Raw genomic sequence first — 22729 nt, forward strand, 5'->3', positions numbered from 1 at the left:
CGCGCAGGCGCGTGCGTACATGCAGATCCCGGCGCGAACGCACGCAGCCGCACACGAATACGCCGGTCATGACCGCCGCAGCAGCCATGACCGGCGCTGCCCACCTTGCTCAGTAATTGACCTGCAACTGCAGACGCAGCAAGTCGCCTTCCACTACCGGATACGGCGCGGTGCTGACGTCGGTGCGCTTCATCTTCGAATAGGCGAACACCAGTTCCAGCGCATCCATCGGCTGCCATTCGACACCGGCTTCCACTTCGTCCAGGCGCATGCGCGGGGCATTGGTGTCGAACTTGGAGCCGCCGCGGTAGGTCTGCCATTTCAGGTAGGGCAGCAGCGTGCCGTAGTTGAAGTCGTGCTTGAACATGGCCTGCACATAGCCACCGCTCAACGAGCGGGTGCGGATGCGGCGCTGGGCCACATCCAGTTCCGGGCCACGGCCCACCGTCCACTCCGCCTGCAGGCCGAACGGCTGCGGGTAGTAGATGATGTGCGCAGCCACGCGCTGGTCGGTATAGCCACTGGGCTCGGTAATCGCCGGGGTAAAGCTGCGGCCACCGATGTTCACTGCCGCCGCAGTCGGTACGAAGCGCCCGCTGTACGCATCGGCGCCCACTTCCAGGTACTGGCCGTTGGCGAACTTGAACGGGTAGGTGGCGTGCACCACCGCGTGCATGCTGTCGTTACGCTCGGCACGGTTGGCGCCCTGGCCGTTGTACACACCGGCACCGATCACGCCGTAATCGCCCGAGCCCTTCAATCCCGACTTGACCAGGTCCTGGAAGCGGCCCTTGGCCACGGTAGGGCTGTAATAGAACACCGCACCGATATCGCGTTCGTCGCGCAGGCCCGAGTTGAGTGCATCGGCACGGTCCAGCGTGAGGCGGTTCTGGCTGGACTGCAGGTTTTCCCAGCCGTACGGCATTTTCGACTGGCCCACGCGCACGCGGTACTCGCGCTTCTTGTCGAAGAAGATATCGGCGTAGGCATCGCGCAGCTGGGCGAAGTTGGAGGTGGTCGAGCCGGTGGGCGTGCTGGCAAAGTCGGGCTGGAAATACAGCGACACATGCTCGTTGAGATCGCCGCTCAGTACCAGGCGCGCACGCCGGATGCCCAGGCTCTGGTCGTTGCCGATGAAGCGATCGCCCGGCGCGCGCAGGTCTTGCGCATCGCCACCGATGCCCTGGTTGTAGCGGATCTGGGTGTAGCCGCGCAGGCTGAGTTTGTCGTACCACTTCTTGCCGGCGTCGCCGGACTTGGCCGGCGCTGGCGTTGCAACCGGCGCAGGCGCAGGTGCGGCCTGGGCAACGGCTGTGTCGGCGGGCGTGGTGGCGCCCGGCGCGGGCGGGAGCGGTTGCGCAGGCGTTGCCGGCATCGCCGACGCCGGCAGCTTGCCGTTTTCGTCCACCTGCACGAAGGTGCCCAGCTTGTCGCGACCTGGCGCCGGCTCGGCGAAGATCTGCTTGGTCTTGCGGTCGACGTACAGCTCCAGCTCGGCGGCCAGCGTGCTGCCGCTGGCGGTCGCGCTGAGGGCGCACAGAACAGTGGCGAGATTGCGTCTTTTCATTGGTCCGGCTCGTGCAAGGGAAACGGGTCGGCGGCTGCGTCGATCCGGTGCTGCCAAGAGGGCGGCTGCACGGCGTGGAAGCGCCTGCCAGGCGCCGGTCGTCCTGACGTAGCGGCAATGGCAGCAGTTATATTTAGATTTGATGTCAGTTTGGTGACGCTGCCTGGCTTCGCTGCCGCGGGCCTTGTGTCACGGTCGTGTCGCGGCGATGGCAGTTATGCGACCAATGTGAGGCGCCCAGCTGCGCGCAATGTGGTGAAGGCGCTCGTACAGAACTGCCTGCGGGAACGGGCGGCCGCAGCACGACGAGATTGCGCGCGCGCCATCCATGTTCCGACGTTGTGCATCGCCGATGGCTGCGCGGCAGTACCTGCTGGATTCGCCGGCGTGGGGCGCGGCTGCGCCACCCTTGCGTCTGGGCGAGCACCTGAGCGGCACAAGCAGGTGAGCGGCAGCGGCTCGGTCACCTTGCCGAGTCTTGCGGTGGCGGTGCATCGCGCCGTGTCCAGGCTGTGCAGGTCTTCAGCGTGAGCAGCTACGCGGGGTCACGTCGGCTCGATCACTGCACCACGCATCGACCAACGGCGATGCGCGCGGTTGCTGAGCGGCTGTTGGCAGCGCCACTGCCGATCGCCTCAACCGATGCCGCTGGACCAACGCACTGGCGAACTTCCCGACACACCCGGCCACGCCGATCAGCCGGCCATCGCCGACGGTCGCATGGGGTGAAGCCGCACGGAGGTCGCCGTGATCCCAGGCGGTCACGGCGCACCTGCGCAACGCTGCGCCAGCGATCGCGTGCCGAACGCCCCGCCAGCGCCGTGGTCCCAGCGGTGGCTCAGCGCACTGCGAGTGCCGACGCCACCGCGTCGCGCAACGGCGTGGTGGGGCGGCCGATCAACCGACTCAACGTATGGCTATCGTCGAACAGGTCACCGCCGCGCGAGGCCGCCGAGCACTGCGCCAGCACCTGCGCAAAGCCGGCCGGCAGGCCGATCTGCACCAGCGCTGCCGCGTAATCGGCTTCCGGCAGGTCGTGATAGGCCACCGGCTTGCCCGACTGCTGCGCCACCTCGGCGGCGTAATCGGCCATCGTGAAAGCGGTATCGCCTGCCAACTCGTATACCTGCCCGGCCTGTGGGGCATCCGAAGCCAGCACTGCTGCAGCGGCCGCAGCATAGTCGGCGCGCGTGGCGGCGCTGATCCTGCCTTCGCCCGCGCTGCCGATCACTGCGCCATGGGCGACTTCCGCGGCGATCGAGCCAGTGTAGTTTTCGGTGTACCAGCCATTGCGCAGCAATGCGTACGGCACGCCGCTCTCGCGCAGCAGCGCCTCGGTGGCCACATGCTCGGCGGCCAGCGACAGCGTGCTGGTATCGGCATGCAGGATGCTCGTATACGCCAGCAATTCCACCCCGGCGCGCTTGGCCGCCTCGATCACGTTGCGGTGTTGCGGCACGCGCTGGCCCACTGCATTGGACGAGACCAGCAACACGCGGCCTACGCCGGCGAAGGCCGCGTCCAGGCTGTGCGGGTTCGCATAGTCGGCCTGACGTACCGCGATGTCGCGTTTTGCGAACTCGGCAAGTGACGCGGTATCCCGGGCCGTTGCTACGATGCGGTTGGCAGGCAGATGGCCAAGCAGCGCTTCGACAACCAGCGCACCCAACTGCCCGCTGGCGCCGGTGACAAGAATCAGGGGGGATGCAGATGTCATGACGGGCTCCGGTAGGTTTGCATAAGAGATTTGGTCTACTATCTAGACCTAACTGGTCGCCCGCATAGTGTCAGCCCCGCGCGGGCTCCCGCAAGTAGGCAGTTTTGCTCCCCCTGGTTACCGTGAGATACCCCACGTGAATGCGATTGCCCTGTTCCCGCTGCCGCCTTCCCTGGAAGGACCCTTCGACGCTACCAAGTGCCCGGTACGCGATGTGCTCGACCAGATCGGCGACAAGTGGACCCTGCTGATCCTGCTGACGCTGATCCCCGGCCCATCCCGCTTCAGTGCCATCCAACGCGCCGTGCCGGACATTTCCAAGCGCATGTTGACCCAGACCCTGCGCAATCTCGAGCGCAACGGCATGATCACCCGCAAGGTCTACGCCACCAAGCCGCCGAGCGTGGAATACGCGCTCTCCAAGCTGGGCATCGCGCTACTCGGCCCAGTCTCGCAACTGCTCACTTGGGCGGGCGAGAACCACGGCAGCATCCGAGCAGCCCGCGAGCGATTCGATCGCGCGCAGCAGGCAGCAGTGGCGTTGGATCCCGACGAAGCGATGGCATAGGCGCACGCTGCGTCAGCGCGTTCAAGCGAATGCGCTGACGTGGTGCAGCGGCGCTCCAGTCGTGCGCTTCGGCTGGCCCTGACTGCAAAATGCGCTCGCAAACGTCCGTGCTTGCACCTCTCTCATGTGCGTTTGACGCTTGAGTCAAGCCGCGTTGTGAAGTGGCTTCAGCGCGAATGGTTATGCCGCATCGCCGAATTCGCGAAGATGCGGCACATACGCTGAGAGGACAGACACACAGAGGCACTCGGAGACGATGAGCCACTCCTGCATCGCGCCTAACGATGCGGTGACGTGCAGGAAGTGACCTGCAGTGCGATCCCGCCAGCCGCCGGAAACGACTTTGTAGAGGACGTGGCCTGTAGTGAGTGGGCTTTCCCAATACTCAAGCATGTCCCCCTCGTCCATCACCTGGAACGCCCGAACGAAAGGAAAGTGGAGCTCAAGGTAGCGATCGACCCCTTCCGGCGCCGCCACAACAATGCGCAGGCCAGAGCGAGTGCTGGTGATCTCGATGACGTCTGAGCCCTCATGCCACTGGATCTCGGAGCCGAAAGGTTCTAGAGATGTCTGCATGCGGCCCAATGCCTCAATGACTTGCTAGCCGGCAACACTAGGGAAACTCTGAACAATCCATCGTGATCTGCCACAATCGATCAACGACCCGAGTAGACGATTTCGATGCAGCTGACCTTCGGCGACGCGGAGTACAACGGCAAGCGCAAGCGGACGCGGCGTGAGGTGTTCTTGGCCGAGATGGACCAGGTCGTGCCGTGGAAGGACCTGCTGGCGCTGATCGAGCCGCACTACCCGAAGTCGGGGCAGCCGGGGCGACAGCCGTATCGGCTGGAGACCATGCTGCGCATCCACTTTTTGCAGCAGTGGTATGCACTGAGCGATCCATCGGCGGAAGAAGCGCTGTACGACACGGTGTCGATGCGCCGTTTCGCCAAGATCGGCGGGCTGGATGAGGTGCCGGACGAGACGACGATTCTCAACTTCCGCCATCTGTTGGAGCAGCACGATTTGGCGCGCAAGCTGTTCAATCGGGTCAACGCGCACCTGTCGCGCAAGGGGCAGAGCTTGCGCGGCGGGACGATCGTGGACGCCACGATCATCGCTGCGCCCAGCTCGACCAAGAACAAGGATGGCGAGCGCGATCCGGAGATGCACCAAACCAAGAAGGGCAACCAGTACTACTTCGGGATGAAGGCGCACATCGGGGTGGACGATGACTCCGGGCTGGTGCACCACGTGGAGTGCACGGCGGCCAACGTGGCCGATATCACACAAGCGCACAAGCTGCTGCACGGCAAGGAGGACACGCTGTGCGCGGACAGCGGCTACACCGGGCTTGAGAAACGCGAGGAGATGAAGCGCAAGCGCAAACTGCGCTACCTGATCGCGGAGAAGCCCTCGAAGCTGAAGCAGATTAAGAACAAGCGCGAACTGAAGTTGGCCAAGCGCTGGGAGCACACAAAAGCCAGCCTGCGTGCAAAGGTGGAACACCCGTTTCGGGTGATCAAGCGCCAGTTTGGCTACGTCAAGGTGCGCTATCGCGGTTTGGCGAAGAACACCGCACAGATGCTGATGCTGTTTGCGCTGTCGAATCTGTGGCTGAAGCGCAAAGAGTTCATTACCGCCGCGGGGTAGGTGCGCCCGTAATCGGGACGATACCCCGAAAAAGCGCCAAAAACGGCGAAAAACCGAGGATCTGAGCGCGGTCACCGCGACCGATATGGCTTACCACATCCTCCGATCGCGTTGTTCAGACCTTCCCTAGCTGCAAGCAGCACGAGTTGCCAGATGAGCAGCAGCACAGTGGGATAGAAGGTCAGTGCGAACCCCAGCGCCCTGGCGCCAGCACCGCCACTGTAGGTTGCGAAGAAGATCAGCCTCCCAAGCAAGAAGGCACAAGCGCATGCTGGAACTGCGGCTTGGATAGCGGGGCGCGTGCTCAGCAGGGCGGCGACGTAGACCGGGAGCGCAAACGCTAGCTGCTCCGTCGTGTTTTGAAGTAAGGATTGCAATGTCCTGGCACGAGCAGTGCCATCACTCAGCGCGCTCCCGTCGATGTCTGCGGGCGTAACGAAGCGGTGCTTGGCCATGCGCGCGATGGCGAGGAACATTGCCGCAGCGGGCAACAATAAGCCGGTGCCTGCGCGCTCTGGTGCGTCCCAGCTCAAGAACGCCCGTGATGCCAGAAACACAACGAGTAGAGAAGCAAGAAGTCCCGATGCCATGCCGATGACCACTCCTCGTTGCTTTCTGTCTAGATGCACCATGGCTCTCTCTGCCGGCGAACGTTCGAGGTCACCTTGGCGCAGGCTTCAGGCATTGATGCGCCTCAGACGGTAGGTCATTTCTTCTGCGATTTCCGGGTCACTGCATTTCGCAAACTCTTCAATGACCGCAATCGACTGGGGTGTATCAATATCAGCGAGCGCATGGCTAAACCATTTCGCGATGACGCCTGGCTCGGAACACGTGTACTGAAACATCTGAAACCCATTGGCAAGTACCTGTCGAATGTACGTAACGCTGGATGGGCTACGAAGTAGCTGGATCTCTCGCGTGACCTCTTGATGGAGTTCATGCCCAGACAGCACGAGCAGGCGATTGAACAGGTCAACCTTCTGCTCCAGATCCGGAATGCTTTGAGCGAGAGAAAAGAGATCGTAGGTGGCTTGCCAATCGTTGTTGGCGATGGCTGTGGCCATCTCGCGCAGGACCCTTTCTTTGATCGCGGCCGACGGTTGGCTCATGTCGGATTACCTGCGCCTAAGGTAAGCGGGCTGCGCGACCTGGATCTTGACCGAGCGGGCAGCTTACCCCAAGCAGGCTTGCATGCGCGCATAGCTAGGATCTACGAGGCTGCACCGATGGAGCCAGTCTCCTTGTAGCAGCCCAAGAGCGTGTGCTCGAACTGAACAATGGACACGGTCTTGTAATCAATCGTCTGGATGCGTGAGGCGGCCAGCGTTATCAGTGATGGCTCTGCATCGACAAGCCGCTGTTTGACTCCGAGGCTGAGCGGAAGTAGAGGGAAGACCCGCTGCGCGTCTCCGATCGCGATGAAGTCGTGAAGAGGTGCACCGCTAGTGCATTCGTACACGCTGAACCAGCGAGGACGAAAGTCGCCAACCTCTCTGAGCTCCGAGCCACACTCGCTGCAGAATTTTGGCATGAGACTAACCCTGAGTTGAGCCAGATTGCGTAGCCACGTTGGCTTGTATGAATTGCTAGGCACTTCCGCCGTGCCGCTCGGACCACCCCTTCCAGTAGTTGGAGCTTGCCTGAGCGAGCGATGCAGCGGGTAGTGTCTGGCCGGTATCGAGCGCGAGCTCCAGCGACCGATAGGCAAGCGTGAGTGTACCTAGGGTGGTGTAGATGGCCAGCGGTGCCTCACTGACAATCGAGAGCAGCTCGGGTGAGCGCTCGGCGATTTGGTGTGGGTCTTCCAGCACGGCGCCATCATGATCTTCGAGCTTGAAAAGGCTGCAGCCCCTTAGCATGAGCACGAACCCATCGCCCTCCGGCTGGAAATACCTGCGCAGGTAAGGGAGTGAGACGGAGAGAACCAGATCACCGGGCACGGTTCCCTCGGCCCGATCCAGGGAGCCGTCGTGGAGATAACCCCAAGCCGCCGTATTACGCATGAGCCACTTGATACCTGAGTTAAAGCCGACCCGCCAGGCAGGTCGGGCTTGGTGAATGCTAGGCGCCGCCGAACGAGTGGAAGCCCTCTCTGACTCTGCCCCGACTATCTCCGCCAGCCAGATGGTGTGCCCACCCGAGCCGGCACACTCGACGGCGAAAGCAGCCTCACGGACTGGCTGAACCGCGCCCACCAGGATGACTCTTCCAAGGTCCGCCGGTCTGGGGAAGGCCGCTGGCTGGGTAATCCCCCCACAGGTTAGCTGACGCCAGAAGTGGAATTTTCTCGTACCCTTTTCCGAGGAGGTTCCATGAAGACATCCCGCTTCACCGACAGCCAGATCATTGCCGTCCTCAAGCAGGCCGAGGCCGGCACGCCCGTGCCGGAGTTGTGCCGGGAACACGGCATCAGCTCGGCGACGTTCTACAAGTGGCGCAGCAAGTTCGGCGGCATGGACGCATCGCTGATGTCCCAGCTCAGGGAGCTGCAGGACGAGAACCGGCGCCTGAAGAAGATGTACGCCGATGCCCAGCTCAGCGCCGACCTGCTGAAGGAGGCGATGGCAAAAAAATGGTGAGGCCATCTCAACGCCGGGAGATGGCCCGATGGGCCGTAGATGGTGGCCACACGAACATCCGGCATGCCTGCCGGACCTTTGCGGTGAGCGAGACCTGCTTTCGCTATCAAGCCAAGGCCAGCGAGGAGAACGCCCGGATTGCCGATTGGCTGGTGCGGTTGACCACAACCTATCGTGATTGGGGGTTCGGCCTGTGCTTTCTGCACCTGCGCAACGTGAAGGGCTTTGGCTGGAATCACAAGCGGGTGTACCGCATCTATCGGGAGCTGGAGTTGAACCTGCGGATCAAGCCGAAGAAGCGGCTGGTGCGCGAGCGGCCAGAGCCGTTGGCGGTGCCGGAGACGATCAACCAGGTCTGGTCGATGGATTTCATGCACGACCAGCTGGCCGACGGCCGCAGCTTCCGGTTGTTCAATGTGCTCGATGACTTCAACCGTGAGGGTCTGGGCATCGAGGTCGACTTATCGCTGCCATCGGCCCGGGTGATCCGCTCGTTGGAACAGATCATTGACTGGCGCGGCAAGCCAAACGCCATTCGCTGCGACAACGGCCCGGAGTACATCAGCGGCGCGCTGCTAGCTTGGGCACAGCAGCGCGGGATTCGGATCGAGCACATCCAGCCAGGCAAGCCGCAGCAGAATGCCTATGTCGAACGTTACAACCGCACCGTCCGCTACGCCTGGCTGGCCACAACGTTGTTCGACACCATCGAGCAGGTTCAGGACAAGGCCACGCGCTGGCTATGGACGTACAACCATGAGCGCCCCAACATGGCGCTCGGCGGTATCACGCCAGCAATGAAATTGGCGATGGCCGCCTAGCTCCACTTTTGGCGAACGCTCAAAGCGGGGGGATTACCCCCGGAGCCGACCGCATGCAGGCAAGAAAAATCACCGAAGCGGTAACCACCAACACATTTGCTCCACTACTGCCTAACACCGGAATTAAGCCGACCCGCGAAGCGGGTTTGGCTTGAATGAATTATTAGGCAGCAGTCTAGTCCTCATGACTATAGAAGGTATAGCCAGATGGCTTGCGGCCTAATATGCCGGCCAGAAAACAGACTGGGAAAGACTCCTCAACTGTCAGAGTCGGGGCGGAACCACAGTTGGTAGCTGCATAGGTGCCGCCAGACTGCCACTCCAACAGAACAAGGCCCTTAGCCTGCTGCTCTGCAGCTGACAGGTCTGCGGCGCGAACAAGTCTGGTAGTGAAGAACCCAACAACCGGCGTGCCGTCGAATGGTAAGTCGATTCCCCGGCCGGAAAGCATGACTTTGAAATGCTGCATTGCTTGGTCTGCTGCCTAACGGTTGAATTAAGCCGACTGGCGAAGCCAGTTCGGCTTGAATGAATTGTTAGGCTTGTCGTTTGCGCGCGGCCTTCAATCTTGCAGCGCAACCATTCAGCTTTTGGTGCGAGTAAGCGCAAGAAAGGCCAACGAAGCCACGCCCGCTATCACCAGAGACAACGGTACCCACAAGAGCATTCCCAGTCCCATGAGCCACCAAATAGCTTCGCCTGCACTTTGAGAACCAATCCCCATCGTACCTGCAGGCGCCTCGCCGCGCATGACTAGACGTGAGGCTTCCCAGTAGTGCCAGGGAAGGTAAGCCAGCGCAGCAAATAGGATGGTTGCGAAAAGCCCTCTAAGAAATCTTTCCATTTTCAGCTCGCCAACTCTTCGATTGGGCCTAACACCTGAGTTAAGCCGCGCCGCGAAGCAGTGTCGGCGTGTACGAATTGTTAGGCCACATTAGCCCGCACAGTACTGCTCTGAACTAGGAAGCTCGCCGGCTAGCCAGCACTTGCGAATCTTGTAACTTGCTCGGTTGAAAGCGCGGAGATCTTCATCGCCGGCCATAGGCCGCACTAGCTCAGTATTCCCAGTTTGCTTGTCTATTCGGGAGACACCCGTAACGTATCCCAGCTGCTCAAGACGCTTAGTGCCTATCCGCCGGTACTCCGTGCAGATGAACTCATAGTCGCACAGCTCTTCGGTCTCAGACTGCTTCCGGATGCCGATGTAATGCCGGTCGAGATAGTCCGCTGCCTGCATGGATGTACCCGAATGTGGCCTAACATCTGAGTTAAGCCGCACCGTGAAGCGGCATCGGCTTGGACGAATTTTTAGCCGCCTACTCCTGAGCGGCGAGCCCGATAGGTCTTAGGGTAGCGCGCCTTGAAGTTTGGCAATGCCGTGTAATCAATCAGACCAATTGCTTTCTCCCTCACCGTGGGTGATTGCGTTGAAAGGTGACGGGCAAAAGCCTGGTCGCCCCAATGCTCGAGCAGCGCGCTCACAGAGCAGGCATGCGCCTCTGCGCCCGCGCCAATGATACTGGATCGCTGCAAGTAGCCAAGGAAACGCGTCAGACCCTTCTCTGAACCAAACGCTGCGGATAGGCCTTGACGATAGTTGTAGTGATCGAACGCAGCAGCCTGAGGGCACAAGTCGGAGCACGCTTCCGCGTCACCTCCCGCGATCTGCAGCGCCCACTTTGAGCAGGTGCTTTGCGGCTCTGCGGCTGATGCTGCACCGGCGAGTAGAACAAGAACTACGAGTACAAAGTTGCTCTTCATGACGGCTAACACTTGAAGTAAGCCGTGCCGCGAAGCGGCATCGGCTTGAATGAATTGTTAGGGCGATGGTACGACAAGTTCCACCTCGGCGCCGATTGATTGCAGCGCATGTCGTATCGGTTGGACGAGAGCTGGGTTCTGAAGCGGTAAGTCTGTCTCTGCACCAGCAAGCACAGCTTTGACAAGTCGCTTTGCTTGCACGTGACCTAGAGAAGACGACCGACGAAGCATTGCAACCAGAATGTTGCGGGTGTGCGCGAGATCATCCGTCCAAGCTTGCGACCGGTCCCATGCTGTCACTCGCAGGATTGTCGTATTCATGGTCAGCGGCCTAACGCCTGAGTTAAGCCGCGCCGCGAAGCGGCGTCGGCTTGAATGAATGGTTAGGCCGATGTCGTAGGTGGCCGGAGTAGCGATTGAATGTACAGCGAACTAGAACCATCCCAGCCGCAGATGACGCATTGCCCCAAGATGAACTCATGTGAGCACTTGGGAGTGCCATAAAGAACATGGGCGCACTCTGGGCAAAGTGATGACATGCTCGAAGCAGTGGCGACATATCGAATCTGGCATTCATCGCATTCCTTCGAATCTCTGTCCATTGTTGCCTAACGCCTGAATTAAGCCGACCGCGAAGCGGGTTCGGCTTGAATGAATTGTTAGGCCTCAGCAGGAGATGCCCAGCTGCTGCCTGCCAGCAAATGCTGTGGAATTGTAGCGATGACCGCATCTGGACCCTCTACATCCCAGGAGATGACACAGCAACCGCAGCCATCTGGCTCTGGCACAAAGGCGAGTGATGGAGTACGCGCAGCAAGCCACGCCTCGGCGGCCTCTAGGTAACCCTCACGGTCAAGCAGAGCGCAAATTGTCGCCCGGATTGTTTTCATAAGGCCTAACACCTGAATTAAGCCGACCCGCGAAGCGGGTTCGGCTTGTATGAATTGTTAGGCCCGCTGGATCTCACCGCCAGAAACAGAGGTAATGAATCTGCCGTCTGCCGACAAAGTGATTGATCCGAAGAGCGGACCACGAGAACCAAAGGGTCACTGGAAAGTGGATCAATGTCTACCCTTTGCTCCGGACTGCTGCGCAAGCACAAGGTTAGCTCCGTCCAATGACGATCCTCTGGGGTAGCGCTGTCACCGTCTGAGTCGATATCGCAACCTACGCCCCACAGGTGCTCCGCAACTTGAAAGTAAGGTGGCCGAGGGCCCGGTGCGATGATTTGCAGTGAGTAGTCCATTGCTGTTTGGCAGATCTCTGGGGAGTTTTTTGCGGGCCTAACACCTGAGTTGAGCCGCGACGCGAAGCGGCGTCGGCTTGAATGAACTGTTAGGCCTACGGCCCGTGAGAAACAAACTGCAAAGGCTCTCTCTGCAAAGACCATTCTGGCATATAGACGCGGCCGAACGGCTCGGCCAGCAGCATGACACCAGACTCCTCAACGCCGATTGACTGCATCTCCGACTGCGTAACAACGATCAGCTCGATGGTACCGGGTGTCTGGCCGCTCTCCAACAACACGGAGTCTCCGATCTTCATGGCTGTTCCGTCTGAGTAGGTAAACACCTGCCTTCCCTCCGCGGCCTAAGACCTGAGTTAAGCCGCGCTGCGTAGTGGAGGCAAAAGACTGGCAGGCTTTCTCTGCCAGACTTTTGCCTCCACTACGCAGCGTCGGCTTGGACGAATTGTTAGGCGCCAACTAGTAGAACGCCCCGGCGAGCCAGAGCTAGCACCACGGTGATTACCGCTGCCAAAGAGGGTAACCCGACTGCAAACAAGAACCCCAGCGGATCTACTCGGCGGTGTGGGCCAGGCAACGCGGTTCTGGAGATCGGGTAGCCAGTGCCTAGTTGCACTGCGACTACCACCACGCAGAGAGCCACAAACAACAAATCTCCGAAGTCCTGGGCCAGGCCAAGGGCGGCTAGGCCAACCACAGCCAAGATACTTGCGGCGGCCACACCAATAAACAGCTTTGTTGGGGGAGCCGGCTGACTATCCATTGGTGCCTAACAACTATCGGACCACCGAAATGCGGTGTTGCGGGGAGTATCTTCGATTGCTGGCGCTTTGTGAACGGGGAAATCCTAGCCGGGGTTACGGGATTGCACGATGGCAAACGGCCGCGACCATACGGATACTTTCAGTGTTATCCAGCAAGGACGCAGGCGTATGAGATACACCCCCAAAAACTAACGGCGTAACAGCACCTCCACCACTTCGGCTACTCGATCAGGTGCGAGACCGCCTGCGGATTCGGCACTACAGCCTACGCACCGAGCAGGCGTATGTCAGTTGGATACGGCGCTTCATCCTGGCCGGCGGCAAGCGCCATCCGGCGCAGATGGGGCAGGCGGAAGTCGAGGTGTTCCTGACGCGGCTGGCCACTGATGGCCGGGTGTCTGCGGGCACCCAGAACTAGGCGTTGGCTGCGCTGTTGTTTCTTTACCGCGAAGTGCTGCGCATCGAGTTGCCGTGGATGGAAAACCTGGTGCGCGCCAAGCTGCCCAGGCGGATTCCGGTAGTGCTTTCGCGCGAGGAGGTTGCACGTTTACTGGCGGTGCTGGAAGGGCCGTGCTGGCTGATGGCCAGCCTGCTGTTGATGGAATGCCTGCGCCTGCGCATCAAGGACGTGGATGCCGCGCGTGGCGAGATCGTGGTGCGCGATGTCAAGGGCGGCAAAGACCGCCGGGTGCCGTTGCCGCACAGCCTGCGAGAGGCGCTACAGCGGCAACGCGAACGCGCACTGTTGGTGCATGCGGCGGATCTGGCGGCCGGTGCCGGTCGGGTCTTCTTGCCGCACGCGTTGGCGCGCAAGTATCCCAATGCCGACATTGAGCCGGGGTGGCAATATCTGTTCCCGTCTGTGCGCCGGTCGCAGGATCCGCGCAGCGGCCGGCCTGGCCGGCACCATGTCTCTGAAGAAATTCTGCAGCGTGCGGTGCAGTCGGCACGGCAGCAGGCTGGCATCGTCAAGCCGGCGACCTGCCACACCTTGCGGCATTCGTTCGCCACCCATCTGCTGGAGGCCGGCCACGATATCCGCACCGTACAGGAACTGCTGGGGCACAAGGACGTGAGCACCACGCAGATCTACACGCATGTGCTGGGACGCGGTGCGTCGGCGGTTTGCAGCCCCTTGGATGGGTTCGGCCTCATGGGCAGCGATGGGTGAGGCGGCTTTGCCGGCGGTGGTGCGTCCGCTCTTGGGTCGCAGGTGCTGCTCCGCTGCCGATGTGCTGCATGCAGACGGAACTATCAGCCGACGCTAGTGCAGTCGGCCGAATGTCTCAACCATCCAGCAACGCCTTATCCCGTACCGCACCCTTATCCGCACTGGTGGCCAGCAACGCATACGCCTTCAGTGCAGTAGTGACCTTGCGTGGGCGCACTTCCACCGGCTTCCAGCCTTTGGCATCTTGCGCTGCGCGCCGCAGCGCAAGTTCCTCGTCGGAGATCATGAGGTTGATTGAACGCTGGGGAATGTCGATCAGGATCCTGTCGCCGTCGCGCACCAAGCCAATCGCGCCGCCTGCGGCAGCTTCCGGTGAGGCGTGGCCGATCGACAGGCCCGAGGTGCCGCCGGAGAAGCGGCCGTCGGTGAGCAGGGCGCATTGCTTGCCCAGGCCCTTGGATTTGAGATAGCTGGTGGGGTAGAGCATTTCCTGCATGCCGGGGCCGCCTTTAGGGCCCTCGTAGCGGATCACCACCACATCCCCGGCAACCACCTCGTCGGCAAGAATGCCCTTGACTGCTGCGTCCTGGCTCTCGTACACGCGGGCATTGCCTTCGAAGACGTGGATGGATTCGTCCACGCCGGCAGTTTTCACCACGCAGCCGTCGCGCGCGATATTGCCGTACAGCACGGCCAGGCCGCCTTCCTGCGAGAACGCGTGCGCGACATCGCGGATGCAGCCGTCGCTACGGTCGGTATCCAGGCTGTCCCAGCGCGTGGCCTGGCTGAAGGCGATCTGGGTGGGAATGCCGGCCGGGCCAGCCTTGTAGAACGTGTGTACTACTTCATCGTCGGTCTGGGTGATATCCCATTGCGCGATGGCTTCGGCCAGCGTGCGTGCGTGCACGGTGGCCGCATGTGTATGCAGCAGGCCGCCGCGCGCGAGCTCACCGAGAATGGCCATGATGCCGCCGGCACGATGCACGTCTTCGATGTGGTACTTGGGCGTGTTCGGCGCGACCTTGCACAGCTGCGGCACGCGTTTGGACAGGCGGTCGATATCCTGCATGCCGAAGGCAACCTCGGCTTCCTGCGCGGCAGCGAGCAGGTGCAGGATGGTATTGGTCGAGCCACCCATGGCGATGTCCAGCGTCATCGCATTTTCGAAGGCTTCAAAGGTGGCGATGCCGCGTGGCAGGGCGGTGGGGTCTTCGCCGCCATACCAACGGTGGCACAGTTCCACCGCCACGCGTCCGGCACGCAGGAACAGCTGCTCGCGGTCGGCGTGCGTGGCGACAACCGTGCCGTTGCCGGGCAGCGACAGGCCCAGCGCTTCGGTCAGGCAGTTCATCGAGTTGGCGGTGAACATGCCCGAGCACGAGCCGCAGGTGGGGCAGGCGCTGCGCTCGAATTCGGCCACCTTTTCGTCGGAGGCGCTGTCGTCGGCGGCGATCACCATCGCATCGATCAAGTCGAGCTTGTGCTCGGCCAGCTTGGTCTTGCCGGCTTCCATCGGGCCGCCGGAGACGAACACGGTGGGGATATTGAGCCGCAGCGCGGCCATCAACATGCCGGGGGTAATCTTGTCGCAATTGGAAATGCACACCAGCGCGTCGGCGCAATGCGCATTGACCATGTATTCGACCGAGTCGGCAATGATCTCGCGGCTGGGCAACGAATACAGCATGCCGTCATGGCCCATCGCGATGCCATCGTCCACGGCGATGGTGTCGAACTCCTTGGCCACGCCGCCGACGCGTTCGATCTCGCGCGCGACCAGCTGCCCGAGATCCTTCAGGTGCACATGCCCGGGCACGAACTGCGTGAACGAGTTGGCGATAGCGATGATGGGCTTGTGGAAGTCGCCATCCTTCATGCCGGTGGCACGCCACAGGGCGCGGGCGCCGGCCATGTTACGGCCGTGGGTAGAGGTTTTGGAACGGTACTCGGGCATGGCGAATTCGACGGCTGATTGGCGAGCGGTGGCTGGCAATTAGAGCGCGTCGTGACTGTTGCTGCTGCAACCGTCACCGCACGCGCAGGTCCGCACGGTAGCACGCACGCCGGTGTGCACTCGAAGTGCAGCGGCGGGCGCTGCCGGCATGCCGTGCAGTTGCCGCTCATCGGTCATCGCCTTGCAGCCCGCACATGCGCGGCGCCGTTGGCCTGTCATGTAATGCGATGTAAACGTATGCGTCCGGGCATGCAGTGGCGGGAGTGCGAACCGGCGCGCAGATCCGGGCGCCGGGGCGCAGCCACCATCGACAGGGACCGCTGCGGCCGAGGGGAGCTGTGCCGGCGAGGATCTTTTCAACGGCACCGCAGGAGGCGCCCCGATGTCCGACCATCCATCTCCACGCCGCGCACTCACGGCATCATCCCATTCCACTGCGCCACCGGTCGCTGGCGGCATCAGCCGCCGGCGTGTGCTGCAAGGCGCGGCCGGCGCCGCCGTCGTGGCCGCCACCGGCTGGGCAGGCCGTGCAGCCGCGCAAAGCGCCAGCCTGCCGTTCGCTGGCCTCAACCTGTCCGGCCTGGCCTCCAATAGCTATGTGGAGAACGCCGAGATCGGCACGCATTACCGCGCCATCACTGCCCAGCATGTGGCTGCGGCAGGGCGCTGCCCGCTCTTCCGCCTGCCGACCACCGCCGCGCGCTTCACGCGTGGGCAGGGCGCGCCGTTGAACGAGAGCTACTGCACGCAGGTGCAGGACGCGCTGGACAACATCGCTGCGCGCGGCAAGCGCGCCATCGTGGAGTTGCACGATTACATGCGGCTGCCGCAGCGGGTGGCGGCCAAGAGCGGGTATCGACGCGATGCCAGCGGTGCAGTGGTCGACGCGCGCGGCAACCGCGTCGGCGATCTGGCGGCGGCCGGGCTGTGGGCCGACACCTACCCGCTGCGCAACTTCAATTACGTGGGCTATCTGGACAGTCGCGATCAGCTGCTCAAGCTCTACGAATACCGGGTGATCGGCACGCCGGGGTGCACGCTCTACAACGACGCCGGCTTGCCGGATCTGTGGGCGCGCATCGTCAACCGGTTCAAGCAGCACCCGGCGGTGTTCGGCTGGGGCGTCATGAACGAGCCGTACCAGGGCGCCGAGCGCAATGCCGATGGCAGCGTGCTGTCGATGGCCGCACATTGGCAGAAGACCGCCACCGCCTGCTCCAAGGCCATCATCGACCGCGATCGAAACCATTTCGTGTTCGTGTGCGGCAACGGCTATGCCAGCGCCCGGCGCTGGCAGGACGATTCGATGGACCTGTTCGACATCCCGGACCCGTACGATCGCATCGTGTACGAGGCGCACAACTATCTCGACAGCAACGGCAGCGGGGGCGGCAACTGGATCGGGTCCGGTGGACGCAACGAGGTGATCCAGCCGGACACCGGCATCGACATGGTCAACCCTTTTATCGAAGCGCTGCAGCAGGCAGGCAAGCGCGGTTACCTGGGCGAGCACGGCTATCCGGCCGGCAACCGCAGCGCGGAGGTCGCCACCACGCGCATGCTGGCGCATCTGCAGGCCTTCAACATTCCCAGCACGCAATGGTGCTTCGGCCCCGGGTGGCCGGATGACGACGTGCTGGGCATGAGCCGCGACGTGGGTGCGGACATCCAGGCCAAGTCCAACCTGGCTGCCGTGCAGGCGTTCTTCGACGTGCGCCTGTCCAGCTACATTCCGCCCCGCTAGCGGGTATCGCCGCCGCTGCCGGGAGGTGGCGGCGGTTTACACTGCGGCATGCACATGGACATTCCCTGCCGCGCCGGCTGCGCGGCCTGCTGTATCGCCCCCTCCATCAGTTCGGCCATTCCCGGCATGCCGCATGGCAAGCCGGCGGGGGTGCCGTGCGTGCAACTGGACGGGCAGGGGCGCTGCCGCCTGTTCGGCCTGCCGACGCGGCCAGCGGTCTGCACCAGCCTGCGTCCGTCCCAGGACATGTGCGGTGCATCGCGCGCCCAGGCGCTGGCCATGCTGACGGCACTGGAGCACGCCACGCAGCCGTAGCCGCGCACACGCCCGGTACCGTCACGCACGCGCCAGACGCACTGCCTGTGCTGCGGCTCAGCCGGCGGGTGAGGCGCCCAGGTATTGATCCTTGAGCCGCACGTAATGCTGCGCGGAGTAATGCAGGCTTTCGATTTCCTTGTCGCTGAGCGTGCGCGCCAGGCGTGCAGGATTGCCCAGCCACAGCTCGGCCTCGCCAACCACCTTGCCCGGGCCCACCACCGCACCGGCCCCGACAAAGCCATAACGTTTGACCGTTGCACCATCGAGCACGCAGGCGCCCATGCCGATCAGGCACAGGTCCTCGATGGTGCAGGCGTGCAGGATGGTGCCGTGACCGACGGTGACGTCCTCGCCGATCACGGTGGGGTAGCCGGCCTTGTTGAACGGGCTGTGGTGACTGACGTGGATGATGGTGCCGTCCTGCACGTTGGTGCGCGCGCCGATCTGCACATGATTGACGTCGCCGCGAATCACGGTGCCCGGCCAGACCGAGACGTCATCGCCCAGGCTCACCTTGCCGATGATGGTGCAGGCAGGATCGACGTAAACGCGGGCACCCAGCTGCGGGGTGTGGTCCAGGAAGGAACGAATCGGGGTCACGGCATCTCCGTCAAGTCAGCGTGCCGCCCACTGCGGACACGCCGCGGATGATACCTGCGCTGCGGTTGCTGCTGCGGCAGCGCGCCGCGCTGCAGTAACCAACGCACGAATGCACTGCGTGCAAGGTCGTTGGCAGACGTGGCCGGGTCGGTCGATGTGCAATGGGTCGTGTCGCGTCGCCAGAGATTCCAACGCCGCGAACGGCAAGCCACGCGATGCATGCGAAGACATCGCAGCGCGGGCCAGGCGCATCTACGCATTTCCGATACGCGCACAGCGCTGCGGTCATCGGCCTTGAACCGGCTGTGCAATCGGCTAGCGTGCGCAGGCGGTCGCAACACATCGCGCATCGGTGATTGCATGCATCGTGGCGCCGCCGCGCCGCCGCGCCGCCGGTCTCGCACACTGCGTCGTTCAACGGCGCCTGCAGCGCCTTCGAACCAACCCTCTCTCATCACAGGACATGCCAATGCCTCAGCACACTGCATCGTTCGGGCATTTCGCGCTGGAGCGCATGACGCCGTTTCAGTGGAGGGCCGTCGCGGTATGCGTGTTGCTGACGATGCTCGACGGCTTCGACGTGATGGCGATGGCGTTCACCGCACCGCATGTGTCGGCGGACTGGCAGCTGTCGGGCAAGCAGCTGGGCATGCTGTTCAGCGCGGGCCTGATCGGCATGGCGCTTGGCGCGCTTGGGTTGGCGCCGCTGGCCGACCGCATCGGCCGTCGCGCGCTGACGCTGGCGTGTCTGGCCATCCTGACCGTCGGCATGGGCTTGTCCGCGCTGGCCAGCACTGCATGGCAGCTCGGAGCGCTGCGGCTTCTGACCGGTCTGGGCATCGGCGGCATGTTGGCCTGCGTTGCGGTCACGGCAGGGGAGTTTTCCAGCCCCCGTTGGCGCAACACCGCCATCGTGCTGCAGGTGACCGGCTACCCGGTCGGTGCCACGCTGGGGGGCACGATTGCCGAACTGTTGATGCAGCAGTGGTCGTGGCCGGCGGTGTTCGTGCTCGGGGCGGTGGCATCGTTGCTGTGCGTGCCGTTGGTGCTTGCATTCCTGCCCGAGTCGCTGGAGTTCCTGATCATGCGCCGGCCACCCGATGCCGTCGCGCGCTTCAACGCCGTGCTGGCGCGGATGGGAATGCCGCCGCACGACGCATTGCCGCCGCTACCGCCGCAGTCAGCCACGCAGGTACAAGGTTATCGGGCCCTGTTTGATGCTGCCATGCGGCGGCACACGCTGCTGATCGCGCTTGGTTTTTTCTCGCTGATGTTCGCGTTTTACTTCGTGATCAGCTGGACGCCGAAACTGCTGGTGACCGCTGGCGCGTCGGCCACGCAGGGCGTCACGGGCGGGGTGCTGTTGAATCTTGGTGGCATCGGCGGCGGCTTGCTGTTCAGTGGCTTGGCATCGTGCGTGCGGCTGTCGCGCCTGACCATCGGGTCCCTGTTGCTGATGGGCCTGGCGATGCTGGCCTCCGGCCTGTGCAGTACGCAGTTGAGCTGGGCGCTCGCCTTCGCCCTGCTTACCGGGGCCGCGATGTTCGCGGCGGTGGGCGGCATGTACGCCATCGTGCCGATCGTCTTCGACGCTGCGGTGCGCTCGACTGCGCTGGGCTGGGCGATCGGGGTGGGGCGCTTCGGGGCGATCCTGTCGCCGTTCTGTGCCGGGGTACTGTTGGACGCCGGATGGTCGCCGGCCATGTTGTATCTGGCCTGTAGCCTGCCGTTGCTGTTCGCCGTCGTCGCCGTGCTGGCGATGCGGCTGCCGAACCGCTGAGCGACCCAGGAACAGCCGTGTCCGGCATCACATCCTGACCCTGCGTAGACCCGGCCGCGGGCCAAAGAAATCGTGCCAGGTGCCGATAACACCGCAGACCGCCAAGTCGTGGCGGGCTTCCCTGGACATTGTGCAAACCAGCGCCGGCATGCTCAGAACCATCGACTCAGATCAACTCCGCCCCGGCATGTACGTGTGCAAGCTGCTGGGCGCGTGGGTGCACCATCCGTTCTGGAAGACATCGTTTCTGGTCGATTCCGATGATGTGGAGAAGATCCACGACAGCCGCATCGAGCAGCTGGTGATCGACACCGAGCGCGGGCTGGATGTGGAGGTGCCCACGAGCTCCGGTGCGTCCGCCGCACCGGCCGTGCCGCCGAGCCCGGCGCCTGCCCCGGCACCTGCGGCGCCCGAACCGCCGGAGCCTGCCGCCGCGCCGCGTGGCGTGCGCACCAACAGCGTGACCGCACAGGTCGGCATCGAAGCGGAGGTGGTACGCGCACGCCGCATCTTCGAAGACGGCCGCGACATGGTCGAGGCGATGTTCCGCGATGTGCGGCTGGGGCGCACCGTCGACACGGAAGCGGCCATGCCGCTGGTGGAAGCCATCAACGACTCGGTGCTGCGGCATCCGCAAGCCCTGATCAGCGTGGCGCGGCTCAAGACCGCCGACGACTACACCTATCTGCATTCGATGGCCGTGGCGGGGCTGATGAGCGGTTTGGCGCGCCAGCTCGGCCTGCCCGAATCGCAGGTGGTGGAAGCGGCGATGGGCGGCCTGCTGCACGACATGGGCAAGGCGGTGACACCGTTGGAAATTCTCAACAAGCCTGGCCGGCTCACCAACGAAGAGATGGAGATCATGCGCCAGCATCCGCTGGACGGCCATCGGCTGCTGGTGGCCGGCGGCGTGCAGAACGCGGTGGTGCTGGAAATCGCGCTGCATCACCACGAAAAGATGGATGGCAGCGGCTACCCGAATCAATTGGTGGGCGAGAAGATTTCGTTGATGTCGCGGATGGGGGCGGTCTGCGATGTCTATGACGCCATCAGCTCGGACCGCCCCTACAAACGCGGTTGGGATCCGGCCGAATCGCTCAAGCAAATGGCTTCCTGGAAGGGCCATTTCGACCCGGTGGTGTTCCAGGCCTTCGTGCGCCGGCTGGGCATTTATCCGGTCGGCTCGCTGGTGCGGCTGGAGTCGCAAAAACTTGCGGTGGTGATCGAACAGACGCCCGATGCGCTGCTCAAGCCCAAGGTGCGCGTGTTCTATTCGGCCAAGCTGCGCAGCCACGTGTTGGTGCAGGACATCGACCTGTCGCGTCCGGACTGCCATGACCGCATCGCGCAGATGGAAAGTCCTGCCGACTGGGGCTTCCGCGATCTGGAAAAGCTCTGGCTGCCCTGAGCGGGCTGCACAGGCATTGAGCCGGTAGCCGTCGCGATCATGCGCACGGTGCATTGTGCGTGCCGATCACCGTGACACCCCCCTGGACAGAAGCGTCACGCGTCCATGCGATGCGCTTGCGTCCTGGCTGTGCCCGTGAGCGCCAGGCCCGCGAGCGATGTCGCTAGCGAGCGCGACCATGCTGCGCTGCAGCTTGGCAATGTAGTTATGATCAATAACTATTCCGGAACGCAATCACTTGCCGACCGGAACCATGTCTCAGCCTTGCCCGGATCACCGCCGCCCCCCCATCCGCCGCAGCGCTGGCCCGCCGTTGCACGCTGCGTGCGTGGCAGGGTGGCGTGGCTGACACGCCGGCGGCGCGTGCACCGGCAGCGCGTCCGACCACATCGGCAGGCCCGGTGGCGTCTACAATGCCGTGCACGCCGTCGATCGGCGTTGCGGATGCGGCGCATTGCGCGTACCGGTCCGCCCGCTGCCTCAGTCGCGAGAACCGCCATGCCCGTCACCGCCCTTGCTGCGCCCTTGCCCGATGCCGTCACCACGGTGGATCAGGCGCGGCTGCTGCGGTTGCTGGGGTATCGCATCACCCGCACCGAGTTGATGGTGCGGCGGATGTTTCAGGAGTGCGTGGCCGCGTTCGATCTCAAGCCGGTCGACTTCTCGCTGCTGATGCTGGTGGATGGCAACCCGGGCATCAACCAGCGCCAGATCGGCGATGTGCTGCACGTGTCGCCGCCGAATCTGGCGATCGTGGTGGCCAGGCTGGTCAAGCGTCGCCTGCTGCGGCAGGTGCGTGGGCGGCAGGACCGGCGCATGCAGCACCTTTCGCTGACCGCGGCCGGTGCCGCGCTGCTGACCGCCGCCGAGGCCGAAGTGCTGCGCATGGAACAGCAACTGAGCGCCGTGCTCGGTTCCAGCGAAGCACCGTTGTTGCGCGCCCTGGACCGTCTGGATCGTCTGGACACGCCGTACCCGCCTCCGTCGGCGGCCTGTCGCCCGGCAGCGATTCTCAACGAACGTTTCCACTGCGCGTGCTGTGCGTCGCGCGGCGCGCGCGCTTGCCTGACGTTGG

20 protein-coding genes and 3 pseudogenes are annotated in these 22729 nt (G+C 63.1%); 10 read left to right on the top strand and 13 right to left on the bottom strand.

Annotated elements, in window-relative coordinates; genetic code table 11:
* Window positions 1-109: 109 nt before the first annotated feature.
* Complete coding sequence (locus ACCQ03_RS02000; protein ID WP_057679494.1) at window positions 110-1567, bottom strand: OprO/OprP family phosphate-selective porin; 1458 nt, start codon at window positions 1565-1567, stop codon at window positions 110-112.
* Window positions 1568-1826: 259 nt separating this feature from the next.
* On the opposite strand from ACCQ03_RS02000, the pseudogene ACCQ03_RS02005 reads away from it, so the two are divergent.
* Window positions 1827-2015 (top strand): annotated as a pseudogene (locus ACCQ03_RS02005) (hypothetical protein); the annotation flags it as partial.
* A gap of 390 nt (window positions 2016-2405) precedes the next feature.
* Here the strand turns inward: ACCQ03_RS02005 and ACCQ03_RS02010 are convergent.
* Complete coding sequence (locus ACCQ03_RS02010; RefSeq protein ID WP_057679493.1) at window positions 2406-3284, bottom strand: SDR family oxidoreductase; 879 nt, start codon at window positions 3282-3284, stop codon at window positions 2406-2408.
* A gap of 136 nt (window positions 3285-3420) precedes the next feature.
* Here ACCQ03_RS02010 and ACCQ03_RS02015 point away from each other — a divergent pair, with 136 nt between their 5' ends.
* Window positions 3421-3852, top strand: coding sequence for a winged helix-turn-helix transcriptional regulator (locus tag ACCQ03_RS02015; RefSeq protein ID WP_005920016.1), 432 nt, complete (start codon window positions 3421-3423; stop codon window positions 3850-3852).
* A 180-nt stretch (window positions 3853-4032) separates the two neighbouring features.
* On the opposite strand, the gene ACCQ03_RS02020 is transcribed toward ACCQ03_RS02015, so the two are convergent.
* Window positions 4033-4428: a hypothetical protein gene (locus ACCQ03_RS02020; RefSeq protein WP_150145386.1), complete on the bottom strand. Its 396-nt coding sequence runs from the start codon at window positions 4426-4428 to the stop codon at window positions 4033-4035.
* A 105-nt stretch (window positions 4429-4533) separates the two neighbouring features.
* Here ACCQ03_RS02020 and ACCQ03_RS02025 point away from each other — a divergent pair, with 105 nt between their 5' ends.
* The gene (locus ACCQ03_RS02025) at window positions 4534-5505 is read left to right on the top strand and encodes an IS5 family transposase (RefSeq protein WP_150147813.1); all 972 of its coding nucleotides are present in this window, start codon (window positions 4534-4536) and stop codon (window positions 5503-5505) included.
* A 71-nt stretch (window positions 5506-5576) separates the two neighbouring features.
* On the opposite strand, the gene ACCQ03_RS02030 is transcribed toward ACCQ03_RS02025, so the two are convergent.
* The 4 genes from ACCQ03_RS02030 to ACCQ03_RS02045 all read right to left on the bottom strand — a co-directional run bounded on the left by ACCQ03_RS02030 (window position 5577) and on the right by ACCQ03_RS02045 (window position 7511).
* Entirely contained in the window at window positions 5577-5981 is a 405-nt protein-coding gene (locus tag ACCQ03_RS02030) for an MAPEG family protein (RefSeq protein ID WP_209265872.1), read from the bottom strand.
* A 201-nt stretch (window positions 5982-6182) separates the two neighbouring features.
* Complete coding sequence (locus ACCQ03_RS02035; protein ID WP_057679490.1) at window positions 6183-6617, bottom strand: hypothetical protein; 435 nt, start codon at window positions 6615-6617, stop codon at window positions 6183-6185.
* Between the two features lie 101 nt (window positions 6618-6718).
* On the bottom strand, window positions 6719-7063 hold the full coding sequence (locus tag ACCQ03_RS02040; protein WP_057679514.1) for a hypothetical protein: 345 nt from the start codon (window positions 7061-7063) through the stop codon (window positions 6719-6721).
* Window positions 7064-7094: 31 nt separating this feature from the next.
* Window positions 7095-7511, bottom strand: coding sequence for a hypothetical protein (locus ACCQ03_RS02045; RefSeq protein WP_139790889.1), 417 nt, complete (start codon window positions 7509-7511; stop codon window positions 7095-7097).
* A gap of 309 nt (window positions 7512-7820) precedes the next feature.
* Here ACCQ03_RS02045 and ACCQ03_RS02050 point away from each other — a divergent pair.
* Window positions 7821-8908 (top strand): IS3-like element ISXcd1 family transposase gene (locus ACCQ03_RS02050; RefSeq protein WP_223842567.1). Its coding sequence is split into 2 segments (ribosomal slippage): window positions 7821-8073 and window positions 8073-8908, totalling 1089 coding nucleotides; the frame shifts between segments, so codons are not numbered across the junction.
* A 175-nt stretch (window positions 8909-9083) separates the two neighbouring features.
* Here ACCQ03_RS02050 and ACCQ03_RS02055 read toward each other — a convergent pair.
* The 3 genes from ACCQ03_RS02055 to ACCQ03_RS02065 form a co-directional block, all read right to left on the bottom strand.
* Window positions 9084-9377, bottom strand: coding sequence for a hypothetical protein (locus tag ACCQ03_RS02055; RefSeq protein ID WP_150145390.1), 294 nt, complete (start codon window positions 9375-9377; stop codon window positions 9084-9086).
* 839 nt (window positions 9378-10216) lie between these two features.
* The gene (locus ACCQ03_RS02060) at window positions 10217-10669 is read right to left on the bottom strand and encodes a hypothetical protein (RefSeq protein ID WP_139790945.1); all 453 of its coding nucleotides are present in this window, start codon (window positions 10667-10669) and stop codon (window positions 10217-10219) included.
* A 1341-nt stretch (window positions 10670-12010) separates the two neighbouring features.
* The gene (locus ACCQ03_RS02065) at window positions 12011-12214 is read right to left on the bottom strand and encodes a hypothetical protein (RefSeq protein ID WP_057678538.1); all 204 of its coding nucleotides are present in this window, start codon (window positions 12212-12214) and stop codon (window positions 12011-12013) included.
* 697 nt (window positions 12215-12911) lie between these two features.
* Between ACCQ03_RS02065 and ACCQ03_RS02070 the strand changes: the two are divergent.
* A pseudogene (locus ACCQ03_RS02070) lies at window positions 12912-13850 on the top strand (integron integrase).
* A 115-nt stretch (window positions 13851-13965) separates the two neighbouring features.
* Here ACCQ03_RS02070 and ilvD read toward each other — a convergent pair.
* Complete coding sequence (ilvD, locus tag ACCQ03_RS02075) at window positions 13966-15804, bottom strand: dihydroxy-acid dehydratase (protein ID WP_057678537.1); 1839 nt, start codon at window positions 15802-15804, stop codon at window positions 13966-13968.
* A gap of 382 nt (window positions 15805-16186) precedes the next feature.
* Here ilvD and ACCQ03_RS02080 point away from each other — a divergent pair, with 382 nt between their 5' ends.
* Together ACCQ03_RS02080 and ACCQ03_RS02085 are read left to right on the top strand one after the other, a co-directional pair.
* Window positions 16187-17548, top strand: a complete 1362-nt coding sequence (locus ACCQ03_RS02080) for a glycoside hydrolase family 5 protein (RefSeq protein ID WP_150145393.1) — start codon at window positions 16187-16189, stop codon at window positions 17546-17548.
* Between the two features lie 126 nt (window positions 17549-17674).
* Complete coding sequence (locus tag ACCQ03_RS02085; protein ID WP_031420773.1) at window positions 17675-17863, top strand: hypothetical protein; 189 nt, start codon at window positions 17675-17677, stop codon at window positions 17861-17863.
* 57 nt (window positions 17864-17920) lie between these two features.
* Here the strand turns inward: ACCQ03_RS02085 and ACCQ03_RS02090 are convergent, their stop codons facing one another.
* Window positions 17921-18466 carry a gamma carbonic anhydrase family protein gene (locus ACCQ03_RS02090; protein WP_017156452.1) on the bottom strand — a complete coding sequence of 182 codons (546 nt, stop codon included), beginning with the start codon at window positions 18464-18466 and terminating at the stop codon, window positions 17921-17923.
* A complete protein-coding gene (locus ACCQ03_RS02095) occupies window positions 18463-18687 on the bottom strand; it encodes a hypothetical protein (RefSeq protein WP_057678535.1) in 225 nt (74 codons plus the stop codon). The genes ACCQ03_RS02090 and ACCQ03_RS02095 overlap by 4 nt, the downstream gene beginning before the upstream one ends.
* Window positions 18688-18935: 248 nt before the next feature.
* Here ACCQ03_RS02095 and ACCQ03_RS02100 point away from each other — a divergent pair, with 248 nt between their 5' ends.
* The 3 genes and pseudogenes from ACCQ03_RS02100 to ACCQ03_RS02110 form a co-directional block, all read left to right on the top strand.
* The gene (locus ACCQ03_RS02100; protein WP_209225174.1) at window positions 18936-20246 is read left to right on the top strand and encodes an MFS transporter; all 1311 of its coding nucleotides are present in this window, start codon (window positions 18936-18938) and stop codon (window positions 20244-20246) included.
* A 148-nt stretch (window positions 20247-20394) separates the two neighbouring features.
* Window positions 20395-21654: an HD-GYP domain-containing protein gene (locus ACCQ03_RS02105; protein ID WP_209225176.1), complete on the top strand. Its 1260-nt coding sequence runs from the start codon at window positions 20395-20397 to the stop codon at window positions 21652-21654.
* A gap of 444 nt (window positions 21655-22098) precedes the next feature.
* A pseudogene (locus ACCQ03_RS02110) lies at window positions 22099-22626 on the top strand (MarR family winged helix-turn-helix transcriptional regulator); the annotation flags it as partial.
* Between the last annotated feature and the right edge of the window lie 103 nt (window positions 22627-22729).

The sequence above is a fragment of the Xanthomonas sp. NCPPB 3569 genome, from assembly GCF_041475645.2.
GTDB classification, from domain to species: domain Bacteria; phylum Pseudomonadota; class Gammaproteobacteria; order Xanthomonadales; family Xanthomonadaceae; genus Xanthomonas; species Xanthomonas phaseoli.